Origin of the sequence: Streptomyces sp. NPDC005899 (genome assembly GCF_040629645.1) — a bacterium.
Taxonomy (GTDB): domain Bacteria; phylum Actinomycetota; class Actinomycetes; order Streptomycetales; family Streptomycetaceae; genus Streptomyces.
Map to the genome: position 1 here is coordinate 1 of NZ_JBEXWB010000004.1, position 17,298 is coordinate 17,298.

At 74.1% G+C, this 17,298-nt stretch carries 8 protein-coding genes and 1 pseudogene; 3 read left to right on the forward strand and 6 right to left on the reverse strand.

Features of this window, described 5'->3' with window-relative positions:
* From ABZ371_RS01040 to ABZ371_RS01060, 5 genes and pseudogenes are all read right to left on the reverse strand, one after another.
* Window positions 1-903 (reverse strand): annotated as a pseudogene (locus tag ABZ371_RS01040) (hypothetical protein); the annotation flags it as partial.
* Window positions 900-4,664: a DUF5682 family protein gene (locus ABZ371_RS01045; RefSeq protein ID WP_358672473.1), complete on the reverse strand. Its 3,765-nt coding sequence runs from the start codon at window positions 4,662-4,664 to the stop codon at window positions 900-902. The pseudogene ABZ371_RS01040 and the gene ABZ371_RS01045, both read right to left, overlap by 4 nt.
* A 2-nt stretch (window positions 4,665-4,666) precedes the next feature.
* Window positions 4,667-5,890: an AAA family ATPase gene (locus ABZ371_RS01050; RefSeq protein ID WP_358672474.1), complete on the reverse strand. Its 1,224-nt coding sequence runs from the start codon at window positions 5,888-5,890 to the stop codon at window positions 4,667-4,669.
* Window positions 5,887-11,076 (reverse strand): hypothetical protein, encoded by a 5,190-nt coding sequence (locus ABZ371_RS01055; protein WP_358672475.1) that lies wholly within the window; start codon window positions 11,074-11,076, stop codon window positions 5,887-5,889. Before ABZ371_RS01055 ends, ABZ371_RS01050 begins: the two co-directional genes overlap by 4 nt.
* Window positions 11,073-11,933: a DUF4132 domain-containing protein gene (locus ABZ371_RS01060; protein ID WP_358672476.1), complete on the reverse strand. Its 861-nt coding sequence runs from the start codon at window positions 11,931-11,933 to the stop codon at window positions 11,073-11,075. Before ABZ371_RS01060 ends, ABZ371_RS01055 begins: the two co-directional genes overlap by 4 nt.
* 256 nt (window positions 11,934-12,189) lie before the next feature.
* Between ABZ371_RS01060 and ABZ371_RS01065 the strand changes: the two genes are divergently transcribed.
* The 3 genes from ABZ371_RS01065 (at window position 12,190) to ABZ371_RS01075 (ending at window position 16,043) form a co-directional block, all read left to right on the forward strand.
* Window positions 12,190-13,410 (forward strand): metallophosphoesterase, encoded by a 1,221-nt coding sequence (locus ABZ371_RS01065; RefSeq protein WP_358672477.1) that lies wholly within the window; start codon window positions 12,190-12,192, stop codon window positions 13,408-13,410.
* 870 nt (window positions 13,411-14,280) lie between these two features.
* Window positions 14,281-15,678, forward strand: a complete 1,398-nt coding sequence (locus tag ABZ371_RS01070) for a GAF domain-containing SpoIIE family protein phosphatase (protein WP_358672478.1) — start codon at window positions 14,281-14,283, stop codon at window positions 15,676-15,678.
* Entirely contained in the window at window positions 15,675-16,043 is a 369-nt protein-coding gene (locus ABZ371_RS01075) for an STAS domain-containing protein (RefSeq protein WP_358672479.1), read from the forward strand. The genes ABZ371_RS01070 and ABZ371_RS01075 overlap by 4 nt, the downstream gene beginning before the upstream one ends.
* 479 nt (window positions 16,044-16,522) lie before the next feature.
* Here the strand turns inward: ABZ371_RS01075 and ABZ371_RS01080 are convergent, their stop codons facing one another.
* Complete coding sequence (locus ABZ371_RS01080; protein ID WP_358672480.1) at window positions 16,523-17,281, reverse strand: SDR family oxidoreductase; 759 nt, start codon at window positions 17,279-17,281, stop codon at window positions 16,523-16,525.
* Window positions 17,282-17,298: the final 17 nt, after the last annotated feature.

Below are 17,298 nucleotides of genomic sequence, written 5' to 3' on the forward strand. Positions count from 1 at the left end.
GCGCCAGACGCCGCCGGGTGCCACGTCGCCGACCGTGAAGAGGCGGCCGTCGGCCCCGGCGACCCAGGTTCGCACGCCGCCGTGCCCCGAATCGGTGACCACGGGTTCGGTGAACAAGCCGTACAGGCGCAACGAGCCGTCCGGGCTGTACGGACGGCGCACGCGGCCTCTGGCTGCGGCCAGCTCAGCCCCGGACGTCGTCCCGATACGGCGTGCGGTGCCCAGGAGCTCGGCCAAGGCCGTGACGAGGTCGGCGGTGCGGTAGGCCGGGTCCCCGGCGCGGGCCGCGCGCAGCAGCGTGACCACGGACAGCGCGGTGCCCGCGGCACGCGGCAGTTGCCGGAGCCGGGCGGTGTGCGCGGCACGGAGGAGTGCCGACTGGGCGACAGCGCCCGCCCCGTCGACACCGGCCTCCAGCACGGCGGCGCCCGCCGACCACAGGGCGTCGGCCGCTCCACGCTGCGCCGGGCTCGCCACCTCGGGCGAGAAGGCGGAGTCCGTGGACGGGGCGGAATCCGTCGCGGAGGCGGGGCCCTTGGAGGGGGCGGGGTCGGTCGCGGCAACGGCTGCGGGGGACGCCCGGGTGGGCTCATCGGCGGGCTCCGGCGCCGGGTCCGCCGTGGGGGCGGCGCAGGCGGCGGCCGCGCGGTGGACGCAGGCCGGGGCGAGGAGACAACCGCAGGTGATGGCGTCTGCCGTCGCCACCACACCGCCCGGGGCGTGCAGACGCAACTCGGTCTCGTCGTCGACCGCGATCGTCACCGTGTCCCCGTGGCGATGCGCCGGGCGGGCTCCGAGCTTGGTGACCGCCGCGTCCAGCCGCTTGCGCAGCCGGGGCGAGAGGTTCTCCACGAGCGTGGCCGTGACCTCCGGTGCGACGGGTGGCAACCGGTCGGCGTTCATTGGGTCTTCTCCCCTATCCAGCGGGCCAGTTCGAGTGGGCTGAGGGCCGCCACGGGCATGCCGGCGGCCACCAGCTGCCCGGCCACGCCCGTCGAGTAACGGGGTCGGCCGGCGTCGTCGAGGCTGGCGCACCCGAGGACGTGGCAGCCGGTGTTGACCAGAGCCCGGACCTCGGTCAGAAGTCCGCCTAGCGGGGCGCCCTCCTCGAAGTCGCTGATGACGACGACGAGGGTGCGGGTGGGCACTTCGATCAGGGTGCGGGCGTGCCGCAGCCCGGCGGCGATGTGCGTACCCCCGCCCACGCTCACCTCCAGCAGGAGGGAGAGGGGGTCGTGCACGTGGCCGGTGAGGTCGACGACCTCCGTGGAGAAGGCCAGGAAGTGGGTGCTCAGGGTCGGTACCCCGGCGAGCACGGAGGCGGTCAGCGCGGACCAGATCGTGGACGCCTCCATGGATCCGGAGACGTCGGTGACCAGGATCAGGCGCCAGTCGGCCGACCTGCGTGCGCGACTGCGGAACACCGGCCTCTCGGGGATGACCTGGACCGTTCCGTCGGCTGTCCGGCGCGCGGTGGCGAGGTTGGCGCGCAGTGTGCGCGGCAGGTCCAGTCGGCCGCCCGGGCGGCGGGTGGGCCGGGCCGACATCGTGCCGGTGAGGGCGGGCCGCAGCCGGGTGGTGAGCTGCCGGGTCAGTTCGTCGACCAGGCGGCGGACCAGGGGGCGGAGGGCCGCGAGGCGGGCTTCGGGGAGACCGCCGGCGTACCGCAGGATCGTGCGGAGCAGTTCAATGGAGGGAGTGGCGGCCGACGGGTCGAGTGCGGTGAGGACGTCCTGGCGCCCTGTCGTGGCTGCGGCGGCGAGGACCTCCTCGCGGACGCCGGGGCCGAACAGCGCGGCCAGTTCCTCGGACCACTCCCGGACGCCGGGGAACGACGGTTCCCGGCCGCCGCCGTGACCGGGTCCGGGCAGGCCCCCGCGGGACCCCTCCCCGTGTCCCGCGCCGTAGAGCTCGTCCAGCGCGGTCGCCAGGCGGGCGGCTCCGGCCGGCAGTTGGTCGGGGCGCCGGCCGAGCACGAGCCGCCACCGGTCGGCGGGCCCGATGGTCCGCGCCCGGGCGGCCTCGGTGGAGGGTCCGACGGTGGGGCGCGTCGCGGTGGGGTGGTCGGACAGCGGTGGGAACCGGTCGTCGTGCGCGGGTGGCGGGACGGGCAGGCCGAGGCCGACCAGGAGTTCACGGGCCTCGAGGTCGGCGGCCGTTCGGCGGGCCTGCTCGGCCGGATCGCCGGCGTCGAGGGTGCCCACCCGTTCGCCCAGCCGCTCCTCGACGGTGTCCAGCAACCGGTCCCGAGCGGCTGGGCTCAGGGTGTCGAAGCCACCGCGCAGGGCGGGCAGCCGGGCCAGGAACGCGGTGTCGTCCAGTTCGACGACCCGGTGCAGCAGCGGGTCCAGGGCGCCGGCGCCGACGGTCAGGAGCGGGCCCGCCACGGTGAGGACGCCGGTGAGGCGGGCGGTGAGCGCGGCCCGGGAGGTGCTGTCCACGGCTCCGTCCACCCAGGCGGCGACGCGCACCCCGAATGCCCCGGCCTCTTCGTGGCCCGTCAGCACCCTGACTCCACCGGCGGCTGCGGCCATCAGCGGGGTACCGTCGGCGGTCAGCCGGGCGAGGGCGTCGGTGAGCCGGATGCCGCCCACCCGGTCGGCCCGCTGGGCCAGTTCGAGCAGCGCACGGGCGTCCTCGGGCTCCTCGGAGCCGGTCAGTCCGTCGACCTGGCGGACCGCAGCCGAGGTCAGGAGTTCGGCCGCGTGCGCGGTGACGGCGGCACGGGCGGCGGCGTCCGGGGCCGAGGGGGCATCGGGCGCGGTGAGGCCCGGCAGGTGGCCGGCGTCGATGCGATCCAGCAGGTCGAGCCCGGTGAGCAGTTCGGGAAGGGTGCCGCTCGCGGGGAGCACGGCCGCCAGCTCCGCCAGCCGTTCGTCGGCCAGGGCGGGGAGCCCGCACCCGGCGGCCTCCGTGAGTCCGCGGACGACCTGGGCAGCCGTCGGGCCGCCCTCCGCGCGCTCGGCCGCGTGCCGCTGCCGCAGCACGCCCTCGGCCGCCTGGGCCGGGGTGACGCCGCGGGCCCCCGCCGCGGTGAGCATCGCGGCCGTCGCCGGGGTCCACCGCACCTGCCAGCGCGTGGTGAGTCCTTCCGAGCCCGCCGCGCCGGTCACCCCCTGCTCGCGCGCGTAAGGAATGCCGCACGCCGTCAGCCTGCGCAGCAGCAGTTCGCGGCGCCGGTCCAGCGTGGAACGGGCCGGGTCGAGCCGGAGGTCGCGCGGTGTCTTCTCGTGCGCGTCCTTCGGGCCTGGGAGGGAGAGCGTCACGGTCTCGGCCTCGACGGCGGGGGCCAGTCCACCGCGCGGAGCCGCCGGCGCGGGCCGTCCGGTGCGGGCTCCGACGAGTACACGTTCGAGGGCTTGGGCGACGGCGCGGCCCGTGCCGTAGGTCTCGCCGCGCCCCAGCACCGTCTGTGCGGCTTCCAGGAGTTCACCGCGGCCGGGGGCGGGCAGGTCGCGCAGTCGGGCCAGGTCGGCGGCCACCCGGACGACCTCCCGGCCGTCCGCCGGGCCGTAAGGGTGACCCTTTTCGCGCAGGGCGGCGCAGACGCGGACCGCGGTCCGGATCAGTGCCTCGTGCAGCGCGGCCGGGTCCCCGGCGGCGTCCAGGACGATGTGCTGCCACTCCGGGTCCCGGATGCCGGCCGGGTAGCCGGACCGCGAGTCGAGCAGCGGGTAGGTGTACGGGATCAGGGAGACCGTACACGCGGCCGTACCGGCAGCGCCGTTGACGTGGGCGTCAGCGCCACCGGAAGAGGAGTGCAGCAGGGCCGGGGTGTGGAAGGCTCCCACCACCACGGCGGGCCGCCGGCCGCTCGCCAGGGCCTGGGCGACGTGACCGCGCATACATGCCTCGCGCGCCAGGTCCGTGCGGCTCACCCCGCCCCGTGCCTCGGCCTCGTGCCGCAGCGCCCAGCCGGTGAGCAGGGCGGCACGGCGGAGCGCCTCGGGTGTCGAACCGGGCGCGAGGGCCTCGACCAGCCGGTCCCACAGGTCGTCACCGTCCCGGCCGGTGAGCTGGGAGCGGAGCGCGGCGGACAGCCCGTGCCCCTCCCCCGGCACGGGCGCGGAGTCGGCGCCCGGGACAGGTGCGGGGATGTCCGGGCCGCCCCCGGCCCACGCGCGGTCGGCCAGCGGTAGATCGCAGGCCACGGCCGGGACCCCGTTGTCCGCCGCCCAGCGCAGAGCGACCAGTTCGGGCGAGAAGTCCGCGAACGGATAGAAGGCGGGCCCCTGTTCGCCTGCCGAGCCGGGCCCGTCGGCGGGCACGGCGGCCAGCGCCACCGGGGCTTCGGTCTCCTCGTGGGCGAGCCAGCTCAACCAGGGCTGGAACTCGGCGGGCAGTTCCACGAGGAGGATGTCGGGGGCCGCCGCGTCCAGCAGTGCCGGGAGGACGGCCGCCAGCGAGGGCGCGTGGTGGCGCACCCCGATCAGGAACGGTGACCCGGGGCCGGTCGCCGCGAGAGCCGCCACCGCGGCTTCCGGAGTGGCGTGCCCGGCCGCCGGGCCCTGCGCCCGGGTGGCGGCCGGCGCACCGGCAGCGGGCGACACCTCCAGGACGGACCGCGTCTCGGGGGTGGTCGGCGTCTCGGGGGCGGACCGGATCCTGCTGGTGATCGGCACCTCGGGGGCGGACCGCGTCGCGGGGGTGCTCGGCTCTCTCATCCTCAGTTCTCCAGCACCGCACGCAGGTCCCACAGGGCACGCCAGGTGGCCGACCCCTGCTCCGCGCGCCTGCGCACCGGACCGTCCCAGTAGCCCAGCAGCCGTGCCGCGTCGGCGGGGTCGTCCTTCCGCACGACGCCGAGCAGATGCCCGGGCAGCAGGGAGAGCACGTCCCGGTCGCCGGGGAAGTACGCAGCGGCCAGGCCAAGGGACCCCGCGACGGAGACCGCCTCCGCCGTGCTCAGGACCGTGGAGGGGCGCTCGACCTCCCAGCCCTCCACCGAGCGGCCCTCGCGCAGGTCCCGAAAGGCCGTGACGAGTGCTTCGAGGACCGCGTCGTCCACCTGGTAGACGGCGCCCACGCGTTCGACGGCTGCCCGCGACTGGCGCCGGACCAGCGCGGTCTCGGCGTCCACGTCCCCGATGGGGCCCACGGTCTCGAAGTTGAAGCGCCGCTTGAGCGCCGCGGACATCTCGGAGACGCCCTTGTCCCGCAGGTTGGCGGTGGCGATGAGGGTGAACCCCGGGGCCGCGTGCACCTGGGCGCCCTTGCCGCCCGCGAGTTCGGGGACCGATATCCGCCGTTCGGAGAGCAGCGACACGAGGGCGTCCTGGACCTCCGGCAGGCAGCGGGTGACCTCCTCGACGCGGGCGACGGCACCCCGGGTCATGGCGGTGAGTACCGGGGAGGGCACCAGTGCCTGCTCGGTGGGGCCCTGGGCGAGCAGCAGTGCGTAGTTCCAGCCGTACCTGAGCTGGTCCTCGGTGGTGCCCGCGGTGCCCTGAACGGTGAGCGCGCTGGTGCCGCACACGCCCGCCGACAGCAGCTCGGAGAGCATGGACTTGGCGGTGCCGGGTTCGCCTACCAGGAGGAGTCCGCGTTCTCCGGCGAGGGTGACCACGCACCGTTCGACCAGGGCGCGCTCGCCGACGAACTTCTGCTCGATCGCCAGGCGGCGGGGCACCCCGTCTGCGGGCACGGCGCCCTTCGGCAGGCTGAGTGCCTCGCCCGCGCTGCCCATCACGAAGGTGACGACGGCGCGCGGGGTGAGCTGCCAGCCGGGCGGGCGGGGCCCGGAGTCGTGGGCGGCGAGGAAGGCCAGCTCGGTGGCGTACCGGTCCTCGGGCGGCGTGGACTGGCGCTGCTGCCGGCCCGGCGCCGTCGCCTGGTCCGGGACGCCGCCCGTGGTGGTGCTGTCCGGGGTGGTCGTGGTGTCGTTCGTCATCGGCGGCGGCCCTTCCGGGTTGTGCGGGTGTCCAGTTCTTCGAAGGCGGGGGCGTCGCCGGCGCTGACCCGTGCCCAGGCGGCTGCGAACAACGCCGGCACGGGGAGGTGCGGCAGGGTCCGGGTGGAACCCGGCGTGGGGTACAGATCTTCCTTCCAGGTCTCCAGCGGCAGGCCGGGTGCCCCGCGTTCGATCCAGCCGCAGGGAAGGAACAGGGTGCGCCCGGCGCGGGAGCGCTTCGCCTCGACCACGAGGTCGGTGGCGGCGAGTTCCGTCCGGGCCTTCTTGATCCGGGCCGGCTTCCAGCCGGTCCAGCGGACGCAGTTGCGGTCCGTGGGATCGGGCAGGGCGAGCAGCATCAGGTAGAGGGCGGCGGCGTCCGCGCCCAGGCCGAGCGTGTCGGCCACCTCGGTCACCAGGTCCGGCACCGCACGCGTCGGGTCCTGGGCCGGGTGCTGCGGGGAGCCGTCGGGGGCGCCCGCCGAGACCGCCGCCGCGGTCTCCTCGCTCAGCAGTGCGCGCATCGCGAGCAGATCACCCGTGGCGTAGGGCGCGACGGTGCCCTCGACCAGGCCGAACGCCGGATCGTCGGGGCCCGCGAGTCCGGCCGGCCGGATCAGCAGTTTCTCGTTGTCGCCGTGGCCGGGGGCCAGGAGCAGCGCCGTTCCGGCCGGGACCAGGCCGTCGGGGCCGGCGCCGCCGGTCTCGGGAAGCCCGTGGGCGGCACGGACGGCGGCGCCGATCGAGTGACCCGACTCGGTCCAGTCCAGACCGAGATCGAGCACCAGGGAAGGATCGGCGAGGCGTGCGCGCAGGGCGGCGAGCCCGACGGGCAGGTGCGCCCGCAGCGGGTGCCCGTACGGCAGGGTGTAGGCGAGGGTCCGCAGAGCGGTCAGGGCGGTGAAGAGCGCGCCCCGCGCGCCCACCCGGAACAGGCCGGGGCGGCCGGTGCCGTCCTCGACGGCGGCGCCGTGGGCCAGCCAGGGCCTGGTGCCGGTGTTGAGGACGAGGTCGACGGCGCCCGGGGAGGTGCCCGACAGGTCCAGGTCCAGGTCCTCGGGGACCCGGACCAGGGAGCCCAGACGCTCCTGCCAGACCTCGGCCGCGGCCTTGACGTCGGGGCCCGTGGTCCACAGCTCGGCCGGGTCCGTGGGCAGCAGCGCCCGGAGTACGGCGTGCCGGTCGTCGCGCGGCAGCTCGTCCAGCCTGGCTCTGGCCTCCTCGAAGGCGCGCTTCTTCACCCCGAGCAGCGCCAGCGTCTCGGCTCCGGGTTCCTCGCCGGTCGCCGACAGCAGGGCGGTGGACTGGAGCGGACCGATCCGGGTGGCGGCGTGGAACGCCTCGACGGCCTCCGGACGCCAGGGCGCCGGTCCCTGCTCCCGCACCAGGGCGGTGAGCCGGGTCAGCCGGTCGGGGGCGATGTCCTGCCGGTACACGTGCTCGCGGTCGAGGGTGAAGCCGGGAACCGGGCCGAAGGCGCCGGTCGGGTCGTGGTCCAGGGCGAGCCAGCATGTCGCGTCGTCACGGGAGTTGGTTCCGCGGTGGGCGAGGATCACGACGGTGCGGGTGCCCTTGCGCAGTACCTGGCCGAGGCGGTGCACGGCTTCGGGGCGCCCCGGCCCGGATGCCCCCACCGCGAACGGCTCGACGAGTCGCACCCGGCGTACGGTGCCCGACGGGCCGGTGAGCGGGCCTGCGGCGAGGGTGTCCAGCAGCACGAGAAGACCGGCGCGGTGCTCGGGGGCGGTGGCCTGCGAGGAGGCCCGGTAGGCCAGCTGGGGCAGCTTGTCGAGGAGGCCGGTCCAGTCCGAGGCGTCGCTGGGCACGGTGTACTCGTCCCGCTGCCAGCCGTCCCCGGGAGCGAACGGGGCTTTGGGCACGATGGGCGGGCCGAACGCGGGCTCGCCGCCGAGGACGTGGTTGACGGCGAGAATCTGCCGGATGACGGTCCACCGGGGCCCGCCTCCCCACCAGCTCCCGTTCATGCGCTCGGAGCCCCAGACGGAGGCGTGCCGCAGGGTCAGGTCGTCGCCGTACTCGGGCTCCTGCTCGAAGAACATGCCGTGGGTGCGTGCGGTGTCCTGGGGGGTGGCCGCCTCCGCGGGCCGGGGCGGTTCCAGGTACCGGAGGACCGCGACGGCCCGGTCCACGGCGTCGCGGACGGTCGCGGTGACGCCGGAGAGGAGCCGTGCGTCGGTCACTTCCGGCAGCAGTCCGGCGACGGCCTCCTCGCTGAGCTCCCGCACCGACGGTCCGGTGTACTCCTCGACTGCCCGGAAAGCCTCCGTGTGCCGGGCGACGGCGTCGACGACGACCTCGAACAGTTCGTCCGCGCGGGAGTCCGTCATGGCGCGCAGGGCGGCGGAGCCCCGTTCGTCCCTCGGGCGCAGGGCGTGCCAGTAGGCGACGGGAGGCAGGTAGGGGGTGCCCGCCGCGTGGTTCCCGCCCGAGGAGCCGAGGGTGACGGACCAGAGGCTGCCACCGATGCCGTCCGTGTCGGCCGGGTGCGCCTCGACCGCGCGGTGGCGCAGGGCCACGACCGGACGTGACCCACCGGGCAGGGTGAGGGCGCCGAGCGGCACCGGGGAGCCACCGTCGGGCAGTGGGTGCGGCAGGCTGACCGTGTGGCCGTCGGGGGTGCCGGCCGCGGTCCGGTGCCCGTCGGCGGGGGCGGCCGTGCCGGGCTCGGTCACGGTGCGGCGGACCCAGCGGCCGAGGACCGTGCCGTCGGTGCCGAAGGGGGTGGTCTCCAGGCCGGGCTGGAGGGGCAGCACCTGGCAGTGCTCGGTGAGCAGCCGGCTGCCGTCCCGAACGCCGGAGCGGAGGAACGCGGGGAGGGAGGCTCTGCCGTGGGTGCCTGCGGCCGGGTCGTACTCCAGCCACACCCGCTGGGTGCCCTGGTGGCCTTCGCGCCAGAGCCCCGTGCCGTCGGAGATGACGGCACGCTGGGGTGGCAGTGAGGTGTCGCCCGCGTGCAGGGCCTTGCCGCCGGTGGCGCGACCGCCGCCGGGGAGCGGCAGGCAGACCTCGTCCGACGGGCCGGAGCCGCCCCAGCGGGGGATCTCCTCGCCGCCCATGGTGAAGATCTCGGCGGGGCGGTGCGACCAGTAGCCGCGCTGCTTGCCGTCCTCCCACCACATGACCAGCAGTTCGCCGTCGACGTGGCGGAAGGCAGGGGTCCGCCACTGGTCGACGGTGGCGGGCAGTCGCAGGGTGTGCCGCAGCAGAACGCCGTCCGGGCCGATGACGACGGCCCGTTCGAGCGTGTTCAGGATCAGCGCGGGCCAGGCACCGGTGACGCCGACGCCCTCCGAGCGACGGTGCCGCGGGCGCGCGGCGGCGGCCTCGGCTGCCTCGGCCGCCAGTTCGTCGTAGGCCTCGTCCAGGGCGGACCAGCCCAGTTCGTCGAGGATGCCGGTACGCAGCGTGGAGGCGAGCAGCGGCACGATGTCATGGCCTTCGAGGAGTCGCACGGCCTCCGGAGCGACGTCCGCGGCCACGGAGCGGAAGGCCGAGAGCTTGTGGAGGGCCGTTCGTAGCCCGGGGAGCCCCCGCGCGGCCGTGTACTCCTCCGCGCAGGCGGTCAGCCACTCCCGCAGGATCCCGGAGAGCACCGGGTGCTCGGCCAGCCTGGCCATGGTGATGTCGTCCAGCCCCTGGCCGTGCCGGCCGCCGAGACCGCCGATGTTCCGGCTCAGTAGGGCACGGAAGGCCGGCCGTTCGGCGACGGCGGTGAGATCCCGCGCGCCGGGCTCGGTGTCGGTCAGCCATGGGCCGCAGGAAAGCTGGAGCGCGGGTGTGCCGGTGTGCTCCTGGTCGTCCGGTTCGGCGACGGGGACGCCGGATGCCAGGCAGAGGTCGAGAAGGTCCAGGTCGGCGGTGCGCTGCCAGCGGCCCTGGAACAGTTCGACGGGGCGCCCGTCGGCGCGCAGCCGGTCCGTCATCCGGGCGGCGAGGCCGAGGGTCTGCGGGCTGCGGCCCGAAGTGGCCCGGTTGCGCCGGCGGTGTGCCTCCCAGCGGGCGAGCCAGTCCGCCGGGGACACGCAGGCATCGGAGGAGGCGTCCTCGTGGGAGGCGTCCGGGAGTGCGGTCAACAGGTCCTCGGCACCGGCCTCGGCCAGCAACGCGAGCCAGCCGGAATCGCCGTCCGTGTCCCGGCCGCTCTCGCTGAAGGTCTCCGGGAAGAAACCGAGGAGCCTCGCCCGCACGGCTCCGTCCCCCCGGGCGAGGGCGACGAGCGCGCAACGGTAGGAAGCCCAGAACGAGGCGGGGGCGCGGACGACACCCGGCGAACCGATCAGGTCGGCCACCAGGTCGCGTTCGGCGGCTTCGCGGTCCAGCCCGGCGGCCTTGACCAGCGCGCGCACGTCCTGTGGCAGCGCCGCGTACGGGGGCATGCCGGCAGCGCAGCGCTCCACCAGCAGACGGCGGAACTGCGCCCAGGCGTCCGCCGGTGCGAGTCGGGCCACCAGGTCCCGTACGTACTGACGCAGCGCCTTGACCGTCAGCGCGCCGGCGAAGGCGAACTCCAGGAAGACGGCCCGCTGCCGGTCCTCGTCCACGGCCAGCCCGTGCACCCGCTCGGCCTCGCGGGCCTTGCCGAAGAAGGAGGCAGCGTAAATGGTGTTCTCCGCCTGGAGGAAGAGGCGCGCCACCTGCTCGTAGTAGGTCGGGAGGAAGTGCGGCACGGCCCTGCCGAGACGGGTGCCGAGCTCGTCGAAGCCGTCCTTGGCCGCTCCGGCGCGGGTTTTGGCCTGCCGGCCCAGACGCTCGATGTCCTTGACCAGGGCGAGGGCGTGATACCCGTTCGCCGGATCGTTGACCAGGGCCCAGGCCGGGAAGCCCAGCGCCTCACGGCGCACCTGGCCCACGACGGGGGCCTCGGCGGTCCGGGCCAGTCCGAGGAACTCCAGGGCCAGGTCCTCGGCTTCGCCGAGGGTGCCGGGCACGAGCCGGACCACGGGGCGGTCGCCGAGGGCAGGGTGGGTGTAGGTGCGGGCCGTCAGCGTGTCGGCGTCGTCCGCGTCGGTGGTGCGCGCCGCGAGGATCGCACCGGCGTCCAGCAGGGCCGCCGCGCGGGCGTCGGTGACGGGGGCGGAGGTGTCCTCGTCCCGGGCCTGGGCGGGGATGGAGGGCGTGCCCGCTGCCGCCGTGTTCGTGTCGGTGTTCGTCGTCGTGGTGCTCATGCCGCCCGCTCCTCGTCCTCGACATCGCGGCCGGCGTAGAGCGCCGCCGCCATGCGCATGCCCTCGGACCACGCGACGGGGCCGACCTCGGCTGCCGTCAGCGAGCGCCCCGCGGGGTCGGTCCAGCCCAGCGGGCCCGTCTCGGTGTCGTACGCGTCGTATCCGTCGTGTTCGCCGATCCAGATGCGCGCCTCGGCCGTCACGCCGTCCTCCACGACCGGGCAGACCGCGTACCCGCCGCGCGACCGGTAGCCGAGCTGGGTGACGCGGCCGTGCAGGAAGCGCAGTTCCTTGAACACGCCGCCGGCGTAGGTGTCCACGGAGGTGGTGTCCGGGGCGAGGCCCTGCGGACGGCGCCACACCTCGCGGAACAGCTGCTCCACGTTCTGGCTCACCCCCAGTTCGACCGCGAACTCCCGCAGGTCGTCGAGGTCGTCGAGGAGGACGGGGTGAGGAACGCTGACGACGTCCGGGGTGATGCGGACCGTGTCGCCGTCCAGATCGACGAGGCCGAGACCGCGGTCGGGGTCGACGTCGCGCAGGAACCCGGCGACCCCCCCGTCCTGGGCGGTGACCACCACGTCCCGCAGGGCCGTCTGCCACGCCGGATCGGGCCAGACCCGGGCGAGCACGGCCGTGGGGACGGGCAACGAACGCACCATCCACTGCTCGACGTCGGCCAGGCACCGGCGTTCGTGCCGCTCCAGCCACTCGGTCAACTGCCGGAGCCCGACGACCGCCGGGTCGTCCTTCACTGCGGCCGGGACGGATTTCAGCCGCCGGCCCTTCCCGTTGCGGCAGACCACCTTGCCCGCCTCCAGAGCGACCTCGTAGTCGCCCGCCGGAACCCACCCCATGCGCTGTTCTCCCCCGTACGGACGGCCGCCGGACCGGCGGCACGCTGATGAGACCCGTCGACGGCAACGCACCGTGACGAGTGGAAGAGACTCTAGGCGGCCCCAGTGACAATCAGTTCGGGCACCTTGGTTTCGCCGTACCGGAGTGCGTCACGAGGTCATCGGCGATTTCGCCGGCCGCAGCTCCGGACCGGGCCCACCAGGACGACCGGGTATCGTGCCCGCCGGCAACCTGGTTCCTTTGAGGAGGGGAAGCGTGACCGACACCGACGAAGCCCGATCCGCGGACGGTGCGGCTCCTGCGGCCCAGCAGAGTCGGCTGAGCCGCCTGATGCGCTTCATCCCTTTGATCGCCCCGATCCTGCTGTGGGCTGTGCCCTGCTGGGTGCTACTGCACGCCGGCCAGCACTGGCCGCTCCCCGTGGCGCTGGGCGGCACCGTCCTGTTCGCCCTCGGTCTGGTCACCATGCCGCTCGCGATGGTGCGCGGCCACGGCCGGCGCCAGCAGGACCGGGCGGCGATCGTCGGGGACAGTCTCCTCGGGACCAGCTGGGTGCTGTTCACCTGGTCCGTCCTGTTCGGCGTCCTGCTGCGGCTCGCCCTGACCGTGACCGGCGTGGGCGACGGGCGGAGCAGGGCCCGGATCGTCACCTGGGCGGTGCTCGGTGTGGCCGCCCTCTTGCTCGCCTGGGGGTACGCCGAGGCCCGCCGGGTGCCGCGGGTACGCCGGCTCGACGTACGACTCCCGCGCCTGAGAGCCGGTTTGGACGGCACCCGTGTCGTCCTCATCACCGACACCCATTACGGCCCGCTCGACCGCGCCCGCTGGTCGGAGCGGGTCTGTGCGAAGGTCAACACCTTGGAGGCCGACCTGGTGTGCCACACCGGCGACATCGCGGACGGCACGGCGCGACGCCGCCGCGCCCAGGCCGCCCCGCTCGGCACCGTGCGAGCCACCCGGGCCCGGGTCTACGTCACCGGTAACCACGAGTACTACAGCGAGGCCCAGGGCTGGGTCGACCTGATGGAGGAGCTGGGCTGGGAGCCGCTGCGCAACCGTCACCTGCTGCTCGAACGCGGCGGCGACACCCTGGTGGTCGCCGGCGTGGACGACGTCACCGCCGAGTCCTCCGGCCTGGCCGGCCACCGCGCCCACCTCGCCGGAGCCCTGAACGGTGCCGACCCGGACCTGCCCGTCCTGCTCCTGGCCCACCAGCCCAAGTTCGTCGACCGGGCGGCGGCGGGCGGCGTCGACCTCCAGCTCTCGGGCCACACCCACGGCGGCCAGATCTGGCCCTTCCACCATCTGGTCCGCATCGACCAGCCCGCCCTCGCCGGCCTCAGCCGCCACGGCGCCCGCACACTCCTCTACACCAGCCGCGGCACCGGTTTCTGGGGCCCGCCGTTCCGCGTCTTCGCCCCCAGCGAGATCACCCTGCTCGTGCTCCGCTCACCGCACGGGCCCACCTCGGCGTAGCACCGGGCGGGGCGGGGCTTCCGCCAGCAGCCGTCCCCTCACCGCTCGGCGTCGGCGACCCACTCCGTGAAGCTTTTCGGCAGACGCCTGCCTGTCGGGTTCTGCCGGGTGGGTTCGTGATCCGGAAGACGTGCGGCGTCGCCTCGTACGCCTCTACACCCACCCGGATTCCGGCGTCGGAGGCCATCTGCGCGGAACGCAGGAGTCGTCCTGAAGCGCCCCTCCGAGGCGCCGACCGTGAACAGCAGCGGCGGGAAGGCCGTCGAGGTCGCCGTGGATCGGTGGCTGCGGAGACTGGTCCGGCCGGGTGCTGCCCAGGTACTGGCCGATGAGCCGGGTGAGCAGAGCGCGGTCGGCCTTTGCATCGTGGAGGGCGTTGGCGTCGCTGGACGGGTCGGACGGGGTGGCCGGTGATCGCGGAGTTGGTGATGACCGCAGCGGGAGAGCGGTGCCGGGTTCCTCGAGCGCGAGCAGGTCGGACAACGCCGGCGTGGCACCTGGAGACTCGGAGAAGAAGACGGTCTTCGCAGCGGACACCCGCTTGCCGGAGTGATCGGCCGCCGGTCACCGGCCCAGTGGCGCCGGGCCGATCAGCCCTCCGGTGAGCGGGGAAGCGCCATCCTTCTCCACCGCGCGCGGCTGATCCTGGTCGACGTCGGCTGCTCGGTAGTGGGCGGTCCCCCGGTCGCTGTTCCACGGAGCTCGTCGTGGAATCGGGCGGCCCGGGGGTGTTCGGTAGGGTGGCGGGGTGCTGGCTGCCTGGTCGGTGCCTTCCGGGGGGATGACGAGACGAGGACTATGCCTGAGCAAGCGAGCCCGCCTGCGATAGCACCGGACGGTCACCTGGAGGCTTCGGTCGAGGCAGCACGGATGGCGGCGGTGCGCCGTTACGACATTCTCGACACTCCGCCGGACGGCGCGTACGACCGGGTCGCGGCGCTGGCCGCGCGGTTGTTCGAGGTGCCGGTGGCGACGGTGACGATCGTGGACGAGGACCGGATCTGGTTCAAGGCCACCCACGGCCTGGAAGGCGTCAGCGAGATCGGCCGCGATCCGGGGCTCTGTGCCTCGGCGGTGCTCACCGATGACACCACGGTCATCCCCGACACCCTGCTGGACCCGGTCGCCTGCTCCAACCCGCTGGTCGCCGGCCCGATGGGGGTGCGCTTCTACGCCGCCGCCCCGATCACCACCGCCGACGGGTACCGGCTGGGCACGGTCAACATCCTCGACACCCGCCCCCGCGAGATCAGCGAGGCCGATGCCTCCACACTCGGGGACCTGGCGGCCGTGGTGTGTGACCAACTGGAGTTGCGACTGTCGGCGTTGCACGTGGTGCGCGTCGAGCAGGAGCGCCGCAAGGTCGAGCAGGACAAGCGCCAGGCGGAGGAAGAGGCCCGCCGGCGTGCCGAGCGCGACAAGGCGGCCATCGCCGCGTTCGCCTCCACCCTGCAGCGCACCCTGGTGCCCCCGGCACTGCCCGCGGTACCGGGCCTGGAACTGGCCTGCCATTACAAGACCGCCTCCCCGCAGGAAGTGGGCGGCGACTTCTACGACGTCTTCCCTGTCGGCGGGGGCCGGTGGGCGTTCTTCCTGGGCGATGTGTGCGGCAAGGGCGCCGAAGCCGCCTCGATCACCTCTCTGACCCGCTACACACTGCGGGCCGCGGCCCTCGTCGACGCCGACCCCACAGCCGCGCTCAAGGCCCTGAACACCGCGCTGCTGCTGGACGCGGCAGTCGGCACCCGCTTCTGCACCGCCGTCTTCGGCCTGCTCGATCCGGCCAGGGACGGCGGGTTCACGGTCACGCTGGCCACCGGCGGCCACCCGCCCGCCTACCACCTCAGCCCGGTCGAGGACGGCGGTGTGCGGGTCGAAGCGGTCCGCGCCAAGGGCGGCATGCTCGTCGGTGCGTTCGCCGAAGCCACCTTCGCCTCACGCACCCTGCACCTGGCCCCCGGCGAGGGACTGCTGCTGTACACCGACGGGCTGACCGAGGCCCGAACTTCTGATGGTCACATGCTCGCCGATACGGGCTTGACCGACTTCCTGACCCGGCGACCGGGACCGGTGAGCGCCGGTGCTCTGATCGATGACACCGTCGCACTGCTGGACACGCTCCCCGACACCGAACGCGATGACGTGGCCCTGCTCGCCCTGTCCGTTCCCACCCCCGACGCCGCTCCCACAGGCATCGTCACCACCGCTCACAGCGCCGCCGCCCCGACCGCCGACGTCTGCATCGGGCAGGAGAACCCACGTCCATGACCGACGCATTCCGCATCGACGTCCCGCACACCGACGGCGCCCTGGCCGTGATCGCCCTGTCCGGCGAATTCGACATCGCCGCCGCACCCGCCGTACGGGCCCGCGGCCTGGAACTCATCGCGAACGGCCACCCCCACCTGGTCGCCGACCTGGCGGGCGTCACCTTCTGCGACTCCTCGGGGCTGGGAGCCCTCATCGGTATCTGGCGCTGCGCCAAGGACGCCGATGGCTCTCTGACCCTGGCGGCCATTCCCGAGCGGCTGGGCCGCCTGCTCGGCGTCACCGGGATGGACGCCTTCCTGCCCGCCCATCCCAGCGCCGAGACCGCGCTGATGGCACGCCAGGGAGATCGCCGCACCGCCTGAAAAACCTCCCGCGTGCAACCGGGTTCCAGCGGGGTGGTCCGGCACGGCCCAACGCCGGCCGAACGCGCCGGCGCTCCCCACTCGGGGCGCCCACACCCGCCTGGGATCGTGGGCACCCGTACAGCGCTACGACGGTGCTCCCCCGCCCGCCGTTTCCCAGCCGTGCAAGAACGCGGCGATGGAGCTCTACCCGTCGATGGCCGGGCACCTTCGTCGCGCGCTCCTGTGGATCCACAACCACCACGGTTCTCTGCCCGCCTACCGCCAAACTCAGGGCGCCACAGGAAAAGACGTCTCCGAACTGCCCGGGAGAAGTCCAGCGACCCACCTGCCACCACTCCTCTTGACCTCCGCCGCACAACGAAGAGCCACGTTCCAATTGGGCCCGTGCGGTGCCAGGCTGTCCTCGGGCAAGCCTCGCTCCGCACAGGACATGGAAGGTGCGCTGCCCGCGCCTATGGAGACCATTGCCCGACAACTCAGAGGAGGGCGCCGCCGGAAACCTCGATGCGCTGGGCGGTGACCCAGCGCAGGCCCTCGGAGGCCAGCGCGGCTATGGCATCGCCGATTTCCTCAGGTTCGCCGACGCGGCCGAGCGCGGTCTGCCCGGCCAGAATCCCGCGCATCCCGGCGTCGTCCCGCATCGCTCCCCCGTTGAAATCGGTGGCGGTCGGCCCCGGCGCGATGGAGTTGACCCGGATGCCGCGCGGACCGAGTTCCGCGGCGAGGGTGCGGCTCAGGGCTTCGACGGCGGCCTTCGAGGCGGAGTAGACCGAGGTGGCGGGGCTGGTGTGGCGGGTCAGTGACGTCGAGACGTTGATGACGCGGCCGCCCTCAGCCAGCAGGGGCGCGAGTGACTGGATGAGGAAGAAGGTGCCCCGGACGTTGGTGTCCATCACCGTGTCGAAGTCGTCGACCGTGACGTCCTCCAGCGGCCCGAACACCCCCACCCCGGCGTTGTTGACCAGGATGTCGAGCCGCGAGGCACCCCAGCGCTCCAGTTGCCGGCTCAGTTCGGAGGTGAAGGACGCGAAGGAGGAGACGTCGCTGATGTCGAGCCGGAGAGCAGCGGCGGTCCCACCCACCCCCTGAACCTGCTCCACCGTCTGCTCGGCCCCGGTCCCATCACCGCGGTGGGTGACCAGGACCCGCACCCCTCGCCTGGCCAGAGCAACGGCCGCGCCACGTCCGAGGCCGCGATTCGCACCGGTCACCAAAGCGATCTTGTCGATCGTCATGAACTTCTCCTCCACCG